Consider the following 12,401-nt stretch of genomic DNA (forward strand, 5'->3'; position numbering starts at 1 on the left):
CGACAAATATCCGACATTTTGGGGACTGATTTACGGCGAACAGCTCGTTATGCTCTCAGTCATCTCATCGACTGAAGTGTGTACCGGCGTATGTACCGGAATATGTCCCTGAGCATGTATTCAATTTAAAAGGATAATGTATGAAATTTCGCCCTGGCCTGACCTCTTTTCTGTTTGCTGTAGCCTTGCTCAGTGGCTGCGGGGGTAGCAGCAATTATGTACCTGCCCCATTGCCGGTACAGATCAGCATTGATTTCAATAGTCAACCGACAGGCTGGATATCCGGCACATCCGATTTTTCGGTGGAAACAAAGCCTACCGATATGGTCACGGAATATCGTTCGCTGCCAGCCCCTCTGTCAGGCAAAGGCCTGTATGCATTTGGTACCAACCGCAGTGATGACCTGTTTATCTATATCAAGAAAAGATACAGCGGTTTTGCCCCTAACACTGAGTATGCGCTGCGTTTTCAAACCACCATTGTCAGCAATGTTGCCACCGGCTGTTTTGGTGTAGGCGGCTCACCTGGCGATAGTGTCTGGGTATTTGCCGGTGCCTCGTCCATTGAACCACTGACGATACTAAAAGGGAATGAATATGTAATGAATATCGACCGTGGCGGCCAAAGTGGCTCGGGCAAATCTGCCCTGGTCCTGGGTACCATAGGCAATGCCAGCACCGACTGCGGACGTGCTCCGTATATGGAGAAAAAGCTAGCCAATCAGAGCCCACTGAATGTCAGGACTGATGCGGCTGGCAACCTGTGGTTATTGTTCGGTTTCGATTCCGGCTTTGAATCCACCAGCCATATCTACTACACGGGCATCAACATACAGGCGACACCCTTGCTCAACTAAGCAAGGTATGCAGACACATAGGGCAGCTTGTGCAAGCTGCCCTATGTGCCCAAATCACGCAATCTTTTTGCTTACTCTTCCTGCTTGATTACAATGCCTGGCTTCATCACTCAACCATCCTGATTGATTCTGCTGATCAGACTTGCCAGTGTTGATGCAGCCTTTTCGTTTTCCACCTGACAGGTACCGGCATTTTCATGGCCACCACCGCCGAATTCCAGCATCAAGGGGCCGATATTGGTTTTGGATGTGCGATTTAAAATCGACTTGCCAGTTGCAAACACGGTGTTCTGATTTTTAAGGCCCCACAGTATATGAATTGAAATATTGGTATCCGGGAACAGGGCATAAATCAAGAAACGGTTACCGGCGTATATCGTGGCTTCAGTACGCAAATCCAGCACCACCAGATTGTTGTGTACCGTGGCACAGCGCTGTATCTGTTCCTTGCACTTCTCTTCATGTTCAAAATACAGATCCACCCTTTCTTTCACATCAGGGTTCTGCATGATTTCGTCTATACCCTGGGTCTTGCACAGCGTAATCAGTTCCATCATCAGATGGTAGTTCGATATCCTGAAATCACGAAAACGCCCAAGGCCGGTACGTGCATCCATCAAAAAGTTCAACAAATCCCAGCGCTGGGGATGCAACACCTCATCCTTGTTGAAGCGTGCTGAATCACCTTTATCGACCGCAGCCATCATGTCATCCCAGGATGCAGGAAAAGACTTCAGGCCGCCATAGTAGTTATAGACTACGCGGGCTGCAGAAGGTGCATCCGGCTCTATCACATGATTGTTTTTTTCCAGATTGGCATTGCGCAAGGTTTCTGACAAATGGTGGTCAAATGCCAGATGCACACCTTCGACGTACGGCAAGTTGGTGCTGATATCCTTTTCGGTGACCACAATCTTGCCGTCCTGCATGTCTTTGGGATGAACAAACAAGATGTCATCAATCAAATCCAGATGCTTGAGCAAGACGGCGCACACCAGTCCATCAAAGTCGCTGCGCGTAATCAATCGGAATTTTGGGGCTGTGGCGGACATGAATACTCCCTTATTGATAGGTGGTAATTCGCTGTGGGCAAGATGGATTTTAAAGAATCGACATCTGAATCTTAAATGTAATCACTTTCTATGCCCTTGTCTATTCACAAATAATTTATGCTCATGCAACGGCCACCAAAAACAAAAACGCCGCTTGCAGGCGGCGTTTTTGCGAAGGCTCAGATCAAGTCAGATATTACTTCCAGGTATTTTCATCTGCAGTGAAGCTGCCATCATTATTCTTGTCCCAACGCCTGGCCCCGGTTGAATCCATTTCCAAAATCCCGTTACCGGTTTGGGTGCCCGTAGGGGTGGCACGCAAGGTATAGAATTTACTTGTGGTACCTACCAAAGTGATGTTGTAGTAAGTCGTCCCCGTTTGCGGAGATACCGTGAAAGGCAAAGTGGGTACTGCCGGTGTCGCACCTGGCATATAAGTCAGCGCTTCGGTGTGTGTCCTTTCCATAAACTGTGCCAGGGTCATCAAATCAGCCTGCGCGGTTGAGCGGCGGCTGTTTTGCATGCTGGATTTGTAGTTGGTCACAGCGACACCAGTAATGATGCCAATGATAACAACGGCGATCATTACTTCAACCAGAGTAAAACCTGCATTTCTTTTCATCAGTGGCTCCATTATTTTCCGCTAGGCTGTTGCATTACCCAAATTTCAGTAATGACATTGTTAGCTTGCCCCACTTTTTTCTCGGACGCAACTTTAATACGCGTTCCTTTTTTAATGCTGGTCATCGTCGATGTCTTGTTGCCTTCATGCACAACCACCGATGGTGACACCGTATAGGTAGTCTGGTCCACCGTTACAGTACGTTTGGATGTATCAACGTTCTGCACATAGGATGGCGCCGTGCCGGTACTTTGCTTTTGCGCAGCCAGGTCTTGCGGTGTAATACTGGCATAAGCCTGACCTGTCAGTGCCGATGCCAGAAAACCACATATCAGATAGTGTTGTTTCATATTCATTACTCCTGTCATTACTGGACTTGACGCCACATGATACGTTTTTGCGTAATGGACGATTTTTCAGTCAGGTTATTAATATTACCGTCCGATTGACTGGTCAATTTTTTCTCAGTAGCGAAAGAGCTACCTGTACCTGACCCCGTACTACCATAATTAACGCCCTGTTTATTAATTACACGCGGCGTCGATGGAATAGCAGAAGTCATAACGCCAGCAGTAGCAACATCTGAAGAAGAGAACGTTGTTGCCGATACCGTTGGGAAAATCGGATCTGTAATCATATTACCCGTGACCGCATCCAGTTCCATGATCCAACCACTACCACCCGATGCACATGGATCAGTACTTGGAATCAAAGTAGAGAACACGATATTGCTGTCATTCAACAAAGGATCTGTCACCTGACGCTCACCCGAAGTAGGCAGATCAACATACCAGCCCTTTTTATTGAGTGGTGCGACAAACATGGTCGTAGCCACACCACTCTGTGTACTGGTACGGAAGGTGCTGCCCGCCCCTGACGTCGTACTGGCATTAATCGTTTGCGCTAACAATACACTGCGTCCACTTACTGTCGCTGCATTATCCCAGATCGCATAAAAACTTTGGGGCGAAGTGTCAGACAAATCGGTTGCAGCCAAATATTGCCCCGTACCAAAATACACCATGTAACCAGAAACAGGATTGCGACCTACCGTGACTTTACCAGTGATAGGCTGAATTTTACCGGTAGAATCTTTGGCTGAGAACAATGGCAATGGTGCTGCATTGGTACCAAAGGATGGCCCCCATGAACTGGCACTGGTACTGGTCACATCAAATTTCCACACATTGCCCAGCAAATCACCACCATAAATATAGTCAACAATATTGTCACCATTAACGTCTACAGGTGTAACGCTGGCAATACCGTTTGGTGTGCTTGCACTACCTGCCACGGTATACAGCTTCTTGATCAATGCGCCAGTTTGAATATCTACAATATAGATGGCAGCAGCACCAGTAGAGCTTGCTTTACCGTCAGCCGTTGTATTGTTGTAGCCATTACCGAATACCGCAGCCCATTTACCGTTCGCCATCTTGACGATCATAGGTTGGGTATAGGTATAGCCCAAGTCATATTCAGTACCATCATCTGCGTCATTGAATTCCCACAGGACGGTGGTGGCGGCATTGGCTTCAGTAAAAGTGGAAGGATTTGTTACATCCAGGGCAAAAATACCCTGGCCACCGCCACGCAAACTGCCGACCAGCACAGAATGCCATGCGCCAGCATAAAAAACGTCACCGACTGTAGGTGATCCATCCACAAAGAAGCGATGAGAATAAGTAGGATCAGTCAATTTTGACAAGTTGGAATATACCTGGGTAGGAATGTACGCAATTTTCTCGGACCCATCTACCGCACTGAAGCCGTGCAACATACCATCATTGGCACCGACATACACCATAGGTGTACGGCTGGCCTTACTTTGTGCAAAGGTCACGTATTTCGCAGATTCCAGGCTGTCTGGATAGGTATAAGGTGGTTTGGCCACATAGACAGAGTTGGAATCGACAATATCACCCAGCACGCTTCTGGTACGTTTTCTGAACATGGGTGCAGCACCCTCGTTCGACTGGTCACCGCGTATGTATTGCACACGCAATTGTCCTTGAGCATCAGCTGTGCCAGCTGAATTCTTGTTCAATGCCAGAATCTGATTGACGTTGATTTCAGTCGTAGAACTTGGGCTGAGCGGGTTACTTGGCCAGCGGAAAGCAACACCACGTCCGGTTGCATTCGTAGTCAGCAGATTATTGGTCAGGATGACACGGCCAGTATTCCAGTTCTGTCCATTCAACACCTGCCCGGCATCCCATGACAATGTTCCCAAAGCACCGGTTGAGGTGATTGGGTAAGACAGCAATTGACCAGACCAGTCAATACTGCTGAATTTACCCTGGAACAATGCAGAACCGCTATTGATCTGGGTAGAGTTCAGGGACACTGCGGAAGCAGAACCAACCTGTGCCGTGATATTGCCGGCAATCGCCTGGATCGCATTATTAAATGCTGTCGCATCTGAAGCCAGATAAGCGCTGGTTGTACCACCTGCCGTTGCCATGGAATTCAGCGCGGCAACAGCAGTTGGGTTTTGTACCGTGTCACCCAGGCCAACGACATAAGTTTTGATATCTTGCGTACCGAATGATGGCACGGCTGTCGTACGCAAAGCGGTGATAGCGGACACGGTATCACTCAAAGGTTTGCCCGCGGTCCTGTCAGCAGCAGAATATTGATTACCGGATGTATCAGCAGTTGCCAGACCATCGGTTACCAGCATCGCAAAATTTTTCTGACAATTATATTTAACTGGTGTTGAAGCGCCGGAAAAATATGTTTTCACGGATCCCATTGCACCTGGCAGAGGTGTAAAAGTCGATGCGTTTTTAATCTCAGTCGTGCTGGTGGATGCTGTTTCCGTTGCCAGATAAGAAATCAGATTATTGTAATGTGCTGTGGTGTCTGCCATTACCGCTTCGTTCAACTTACCTTTACCAGAATTCGTACCACCATAACCCCAGGCGCGCGGCAAATACAATTGCCGCATGATTGGTGGATTACGTGGTATATAGCCTGCATCTGTCTCACTCAGACTGATTGGACTGCACGTACCAAGCGGGCAACCGGAGAAGGTACTCGCAGCCCAGGAGTTCGTGGCCGTATGGTTACCATAGAATGTGTAAGTTGTACCTGCACCACCAGTCAATGCCCACATCGCCTTGCAATATGTCAGGCTACCAATTGTTGTGGTTGCACACTGAGATGAGCTCGGCGAACTGGTATACAACACGTCATTAATACTGGCATCATCACCCGATGTATCGTAGGTTACATAAGCACCACCTGTGAACGGGGTTGGATTAACCACGCAAGGCTGGCCACCCGATGTTTGCAAAGGGCTACCCGAACAACTATCGGTAAATACCATGCCTGTGGTACTACCCAAATAATAGGCATAGGTTACATAAAAACTCGTACTGGTAATGTCAAAAGACATCAAACCCCAGTTAAACGCGGTACGGTAATTGGTAATGGTATTGCGCATCACAGTACGCGCCACGTTTGAACGCGTCGTTGCATCGTCACCGGCAATCAACTTGCCTGACATGGTACCGTCCATGGACTCCGAATTATCCAGAACCACCAGCACGTTTGGCAAAACAGAGTTGGTCACGAACAAGGGTGTTTGTGACAACACCAGTGCCGCTGCACTTGCAGTACCAGAACTCAGCAATGTCAATACGCCGGCAAAGATTGCTGTGGTAGGCAATTTCACGAATTGGGCCTTACGAGGAATTCTCATGATCACTCCATCACTTCAGATAAACGGTTTGCAAGATCACCTGGGCAGAATCAGAACCACCCCAGGCTTTCACAGTAATTCGATACGTTGCTTGTGTTGGTGGTGGAGCACCGCCCACATCCAATGGTCCACCCGCAATATTCGGGATATTTTCAGCCATCATTTCAATGATATAGCGCGGCTGTTTGGCAACATTTTGTACCGTCTGTGAGTAAGGCAGCGTCAGACCATTGTTATTCCAGACATCCAGCGTAGTATCCAGCCAAACAGGCGTAGATGTTGCAGAAGGCAGGCACAAGCCACCGGTGCAACCTGCCGAAAAACCAGAAGTAGGCGTCATATTGGTATCGACATATAGCTCAGCATCGCGTAAGGCAGATTCTGCAGTTTGGAATGCCAGATCCTGATCACGGAAATTGCCGGCTCCTTTTTCTTGCAGCACATTCATCTGCATGGCACTGATACCGATAATGGCCAACAAACCCACCATCACCAGCACAACGGCCAAAGAGACCCCTTTTTGGCGGGCGAGCATCGGTGAACGTGCGTGTTTCATGCTGGTCACAACTTGGGAATTATTATTTTTGTCCATCACAAAACTCTGTTTCGCAGGCTAATCGTTGTAGAGAATACACTGCGCAAACGATAGTCTGTTGCAGTTGTTGCAGTGCCGTCATAGGTGTAGGTTTGATACGCTTTTGTTACGTTGTCACTGGGTGAACGAATCAACATGCTAAACCTGACACTAACCACTTTACTCATGTCTATACCAGTACCATTTGCAGGAATATAAGTGTTAGGAGAATAGTCACGTTTAGTGTTGTCTGTACCGACAGTTGGGTCCATACCATAATAAACTTTGAGTCTTTCCACATTCTCAACCAACTCTTCTGGAGCGTTGGTACCCACTATGCGCCACAACGAAGGGTTAGAACTGAACTGACTGGGAGCGATAAAGAAAGTCGTAGAAGCCAATTTATATACTTCCGAACCGCTGGCATATACTTTTGCCAGTGTGTTATTGACGTTACCAGGGCTACCGCCAGCAGGATGAGATAAACTTCCCGTTGTATCAGGCGTACCTGACACTTGAAAAATAGTTGAAATAATACAATCAGAAATCACCAGCGCATCATTGGCAGCAAAACCGTTCCCCGTATTCACGGTAACCGCATCCGTCGCCGCAGTCATAAACGGAGCAATGACCACTGCCGGATTTCCTGTCACTCCACGAATAGTAATAATATCGCTATTCTTGTCAGCATTAGTAGGTATAGGCAGATCGCTTGGAATGGTTGGTGACCAGGCAGACCCCGTTCCATCATATCCAACCACCTGCGTATCGAGTGGGTTCGTGCCGTAATTATAGGCATACGGAGGACTGGCATTAATCCGGTTTACAAATCCCGCAATCTTGGTCAGGGTCCAGTCAGACCGGCAGCCGAAATCACTCGCGGTACGCACAGTCCTGCCGAACACATCCACCGCTGTTCTGCCTGCTTCCTGGATTTGTGATTGCTCTTGTTGAACAAAATACCCCTTGGAACCAGATGCAAAAATGGAACCCGCAACCACGGTGATAATCATGCCCAGCGTCAGAGCAATCATCAGCTCAACAATAGACAAACCTTTTTGACGATATAAGAATGACGAATGGATTTTCATGGCTGGAAATTTGTCGTAAAAATTTGAGCGATTTTTTCACCGCGTGAATCATCCCACCAGACTTTGATACTGTAAGTTGTCCCTGTACCACTACATGTAGGTGAAGCATATGTATCAGTCGCCGCATTCGCTGGAGCTGACTGGGTATCGAGACAAATAGCTGCCTGACCTTCGGGCAGGGCTTTCGAAAGCGCCGTAGTCCACTCATAAAAATCATGCTGCGCCATTTGAGCAGCATTGCAAGGGGTAGCAAGAGCCGAGCAACCAGAATTGGGATCAGATGACGGGATGCCCTTAACCAAATTAAAATAACTCAACCCGGCACGATTGGACCGCATACGGTCAGCCATATCATTGATGTGTGCTGCCGCAATGGATCGGTATTTGGCACTGGAATTGGCACGTATGCCAGCGATTTGCAGACCTGCATTCGCCAGCGCAGCCAAAGACAGTATCAAAATCGCGACCAATACTTCCAACAACGACGCACCGACCATGCGCTTCAACACCATTTTCTTTTGCAATCTCATATCATCATCCTAAGGACAGGTAACGCTGGTCGTTTTATGCACCATGCCAGTGACAAGGACCGATTGAGAAATACCAAATGCCCCGGAAAGCTTACTGTCACATAGCTTGACCACACCCGAATAGCGGGCTTCTCCTGTGGATTTGAATTGAATATTCGCCCCTGTATTGAAACCAGTTAAAGTAATGGCTGACGTCCCGCCAGAGGCAGCGCGGATTTCCAATATTTCATCCTTGCCAGTAGTCACGATACCATCCGCATTTTCATCAAAAAAGATAATCCGCCCAGCACTCCAGGAACCTCCCGTACAAGTTGCACCATCTGAACTGGGGCACATCGTAATCGTGCTGCCCGTCCTGGTTTTCGCCTTGCCTTTCATAAATGCCAGATCCTGAGAGAACAAGGTACTGTCTGCATTCAGTTTTGTACGCATGATAATGCGCTGAAAGCTTGGGTAGGCAATCGCTGTCAGAATGGACAGGATCACCATGGCAATTAATAGCTCTATCAGGGAAAAACCTCGGGTCTTGCCTGGTAATGTTTTGCGATTGATCATGAATTTGGGGTCATACCAAAGTTTATCGAATACAACATCATAAGCTTAAGCATGACTATAAGATAAAAATACTTCATTGGCGATGGGAAACAGTTGATCGGTAATATTCATCCGATAAGCGGTTAAAGCTAAACGACAGGAACAAAAACACATTCTAAAAATTGTTTTAATTATTGCAACGTTGAATAAAAGGCATTTAAACCTGCCCAACTTAATGCGCCAGTGATGGCCTTGAGTTTCAATCCTTACAGGAACAGTCAATTCCAAGCCAATCTGACGCTGGTTAACACGCCTACGATAATCGCTTGGCGTACTCAAGCTTCGCGAACTGTAATTGCTGCCGTAATTCGCTACCAAATACAGACTGGGTAGATGTTCTGAACGCATTTTCTTGATGGGTTCTCTGGCAGCATCCAAGGCAGAACACTGAGCACTCATCAAAGGATAGCTGCTGCGTGCTTGATCCATCCATGCTCGACTATCCTATGCAGAACGATAAACAACCTGTGTCATCGATAAATATACATTACAGCTTTCAAGCTGACTTAAAACCGAAGCCCGTAAAAATCGTAAGCAGCAATACAGCTTAAAACAAATCATCTGGATCTGAATGAACTGGGATTTGAAGGGTCGTATGACCGGGTCAATTCAGCTAGCAAACGCACATTCTACTCACCAGGACAAGCAGGATTGCACGCTAAAGCAGGGGCAGATTTCAGTGTAAATACACAAATAGATCACCACACAGTGTAAATTACCAAAAATTTCTTTTTTGATTTAATATAATCAACTTGTGTATAAAAGTGGAGTCAGCGGTGACCTCTTCTCTATCGGCAGACAATCAAATTATGTCCATCGTCAAAGACATCAACTCTTTAGATAGTGACACAATTATTAAAAAACTCCAGGAAGCAGCGATTGATTTTCCAACCGACCCAAGACCATTGATATTACTGGCTGGAGAGTACTCCCAAATCGGTGCAACTGATAAAGCAGAAGGCGCATTTATCACCGCCCTGCAACGATCGCCGGATTATGCAATTGCCAGGTTCATGCTCGGTCTTTTACAGTTCACTTCAGGAAGATCAGCAACTGCAATAGCGACATGGTCAGAATTATCCAAACTACCAGACGGCAACGAACTCTCTCTATTCAAAAGAGGTATGGAATTTTTGGCTGTTGATAATTTTGTTGAGTCAGCCAAATTACTGCAGTCAGGAATCAAAGCGAATACCAGTAATCCATCACTCAACAACGATATGCAAAGGTTGTTAAATAAAGTCTTGGAACAAATATCCCTATCACCGCTACCTGTCAGTACGCCGCCACTTGCAATCGACAGCAGCATGGTAGAAATGGAAGCGACGGCTCAACATATTTTGCTATCTAATTACAAAAACCTGCACTGATACTCTCAATAAAATGCGCATCAATAGAAGTAACCGATGCGCATTGTCAAATCAATGATCAATCCTCTTAAGTACATCATCAAGCAACGACTTCCTTACCAAACTTGAATTGCGCCCCAGAACCCTGCGCGCCATAAGGCTAAAACTTTCTTTATTTTTTAGCTCTCCACTAAGAAGTGCCTGCGCATACTGTGCCGAGACATTTCTGTTATCCAATCGTAGAGCGCGCTCAATATATTCATTGGCCAGCATCTTCTGCCCTTGCACTGCAAGAATGACCGCCATTCCACCATGACTCTCGCCAAAGTTACGATCAAGTTCAAGCGCCTTCTCAAAACAGGTTTGTGACGCAGGTAAATCTCCTAAAAGCAGATTACACCATCCCAAGGCGTGCCATGTGCCTATATGCGAAGGCATCGACGCTGCGGCTCTTTGCAATGCCAGTTGCGCTTCGCTGAAGCTGGATTCCAACATCAAGGTAAAGCCCAGGGCAGACCAGGCCCGGCCATCACCAGGATAAAGGTCCAAACAGTATTTCAGCGTTTTTTTTGCAGCATCAACATCTTGATCAGACAGAGCCAATGTACCGACGGCGACGAGTGATTCCCTTTGTCGGGGATCGACTTTAAGTGCGTGTTCAGCCCAGCGTTTGGCAAGGTCAGGCCTATCTGAATCAATTGCGACTAAACTTGCAACACCCCAGGCTTCCATTGGAAACGCCAAGTCGCCTGAGTGAATGGAAAATGTATCAAGAATACGGTCTAAATCACCAATTTTTTGCTGACAACGCATCCACAAAATCATGGCCTGCGGCACTTGGAGTAAGTTCTGTTTTTCTATTAAAACTTCCAGATAGCTATTTGCCTGTTCGAATTTACCTTGCGCATAAAGAGCGAAGCTCAAGTTATAGCCAAGATTGGGCGAATATTCACAGTTATCCAATAAAGTCTTTAGAAAACTCTCTGCAGTCAAATAATCTTTTTTGCTTAAATACAATAATGCCTGTCGATTACCCCAAAAGACATTATTTGAACAATCACCAAAAAAATCGACTTGCTCTTGAGCCAACTCAAATTTGCGCAATCCCAAGGCGACATCAAAAATATCCGCTCTGAGGACATCATTTTCTGGATCTTCCAAAAGATAAGATTGCAAACGATCTAAACGACTTTCTTCTGCAATTGTTGATGTTGAATTCAAAGAGACTCCTAATGAAATTTTAAATAAATTATCAAATAGATATCAAACAACCAGGCAGACCAACCAGCATGAATGCGCTAACTTGAATTAGGACGAACAACTCGGCAGCACGCGCAAAAAGTTCGCAACTCAAAGGGTAGCCTTTTAGATAATTCAATATTATAGTTGCTAACTATAAAATCTTGGCAATTACTGCACCATAAAAGATTTACTTTAATAAATTCGTTTTACTCAAAGCTATAACAATACGGCATGAAAATTTAGCGAATATTTCAATTAACCTAAACTTTCACTATTAACTGAGGATAAGTTAGTAGGCAGGTATTGCAAAAGACTTATGACCCACCATTCAAACCATTAATTCAACAGTTCATGGAGCCCAAATTGAAGATGCCACATACAAGTGAGACCCCACACACCATGCATTTATCTATCTCACCAGATTTATTGAATAATGGGGAAATTTCTCTCCCTTCCTTCAGCATTTTCAACATCGACGAACTGGAACCTAAATCAGTAGGCTACCGGTTTGGTGGCGATGGCGGCGACGGAGGAGAAGGTGACGGCGAAGGTGAAGGCGAAGGCGAAGGTGAAGGCGAAGGCGAAGGCGAAGGCGAAGGCGAAGGCGAAGGCGAAGGCGAAGGCGAAGGTGAAGGCGAAGGCGAAGGCGAAGGCGAAGGCGAAGGCGAAGGCGAAGGCGAAGGCGAAGGCGAAGGCGAAGGCGAAGGCGAAGGCGAAGGCGAAGGCGAAGGCGAAGGCGAAGGCGAAGGCGAAGGCGAAGGCGAAGGCGAAGGCGAAGGCGAAG

At 46.7% G+C, this 12,401-nt stretch carries 13 protein-coding genes; 3 read left to right on the plus strand and 10 right to left on the minus strand.

Annotation, left to right across the window (positions count from 1 at the left end):
• The first annotated feature begins 140 nt into the window (after window positions 1-140).
• Complete coding sequence (locus tag ACO0LK_RS14485; protein ID WP_422976150.1) at window positions 141-857, plus strand: hypothetical protein; 717 nt, start codon at window positions 141-143, stop codon at window positions 855-857.
• A 110-nt stretch (window positions 858-967) separates the two neighbouring features.
• Here ACO0LK_RS14485 and ACO0LK_RS14490 read toward each other — a convergent pair whose 3' ends face one another.
• The 9 genes from ACO0LK_RS14490 to ACO0LK_RS14530 form a co-directional block, all read right to left on the minus strand.
• On the minus strand, window positions 968-1,909 hold the full coding sequence (locus ACO0LK_RS14490) for an exopolyphosphatase (RefSeq protein ID WP_422976152.1): 942 nt from the start codon (window positions 1,907-1,909) through the stop codon (window positions 968-970).
• 196 nt (window positions 1,910-2,105) lie between these two features.
• On the minus strand, window positions 2,106-2,531 hold the full coding sequence (locus tag ACO0LK_RS14495) for a type IV pilin protein (protein WP_422976154.1): 426 nt from the start codon (window positions 2,529-2,531) through the stop codon (window positions 2,106-2,108).
• An 11-nt stretch (window positions 2,532-2,542) separates the two neighbouring features.
• Window positions 2,543-2,881, minus strand: coding sequence for a hypothetical protein (locus ACO0LK_RS14500; protein WP_422976156.1), 339 nt, complete (start codon window positions 2,879-2,881; stop codon window positions 2,543-2,545).
• Between the two features lie 17 nt (window positions 2,882-2,898).
• Window positions 2,899-6,237, minus strand: coding sequence for a PilC/PilY family type IV pilus protein (locus tag ACO0LK_RS14505; protein ID WP_422976158.1), 3,339 nt, complete (start codon window positions 6,235-6,237; stop codon window positions 2,899-2,901).
• A 10-nt stretch (window positions 6,238-6,247) separates the two neighbouring features.
• A complete protein-coding gene (locus ACO0LK_RS14510) occupies window positions 6,248-6,793 on the minus strand; it encodes a pilus assembly PilX family protein (RefSeq protein ID WP_422976160.1) in 546 nt (181 codons plus the stop codon).
• Window positions 6,794-6,828: 35 nt separating this feature from the next.
• Window positions 6,829-7,902 carry a PilW family protein gene (locus ACO0LK_RS14515; protein ID WP_422976162.1) on the minus strand — a complete coding sequence of 358 codons (1,074 nt, stop codon included), beginning with the start codon at window positions 7,900-7,902 and terminating at the stop codon, window positions 6,829-6,831.
• Window positions 7,899-8,432 carry a type IV pilus modification protein PilV gene (gene pilV / locus ACO0LK_RS14520; RefSeq protein ID WP_422976164.1) on the minus strand — a complete coding sequence of 178 codons (534 nt, stop codon included), beginning with the start codon at window positions 8,430-8,432 and terminating at the stop codon, window positions 7,899-7,901. Before pilV ends, ACO0LK_RS14515 begins: the two co-directional genes overlap by 4 nt.
• 9 nt (window positions 8,433-8,441) lie before the next feature.
• Window positions 8,442-8,987 (minus strand): GspH/FimT family pseudopilin, encoded by a 546-nt coding sequence (locus ACO0LK_RS14525; protein WP_422976166.1) that lies wholly within the window; start codon window positions 8,985-8,987, stop codon window positions 8,442-8,444.
• Window positions 8,988-9,032: 45 nt separating this feature from the next.
• On the minus strand, window positions 9,033-9,455 hold the full coding sequence (locus ACO0LK_RS14530) for a TolC family protein (RefSeq protein WP_422976168.1): 423 nt from the start codon (window positions 9,453-9,455) through the stop codon (window positions 9,033-9,035).
• Window positions 9,456-9,802: 347 nt separating this feature from the next.
• Between ACO0LK_RS14530 and ACO0LK_RS14535 the strand changes: the two genes are divergently transcribed.
• Window positions 9,803-10,396 carry a tetratricopeptide repeat protein gene (locus ACO0LK_RS14535; RefSeq protein ID WP_422976170.1) on the plus strand — a complete coding sequence of 198 codons (594 nt, stop codon included), beginning with the start codon at window positions 9,803-9,805 and terminating at the stop codon, window positions 10,394-10,396.
• A 51-nt stretch (window positions 10,397-10,447) separates the two neighbouring features.
• Here the strand turns inward: ACO0LK_RS14535 and ACO0LK_RS14540 are convergent, their stop codons facing one another.
• Window positions 10,448-11,596, minus strand: coding sequence for a hypothetical protein (locus tag ACO0LK_RS14540; RefSeq protein ID WP_422976172.1), 1,149 nt, complete (start codon window positions 11,594-11,596; stop codon window positions 10,448-10,450).
• Between the two features lie 420 nt (window positions 11,597-12,016).
• On the opposite strand from ACO0LK_RS14540, the gene ACO0LK_RS14545 reads away from it, so the two are divergent.
• On the plus strand, window positions 12,017-12,401 hold a 385-nt coding region (locus ACO0LK_RS14545; RefSeq protein ID WP_422976174.1), incomplete at its 3' end, for a hypothetical protein.

Source organism: Undibacterium sp. Ji49W (genome assembly GCF_049340205.1).
GTDB lineage: Bacteria > Pseudomonadota > Gammaproteobacteria > Burkholderiales > Burkholderiaceae_D > Undibacterium.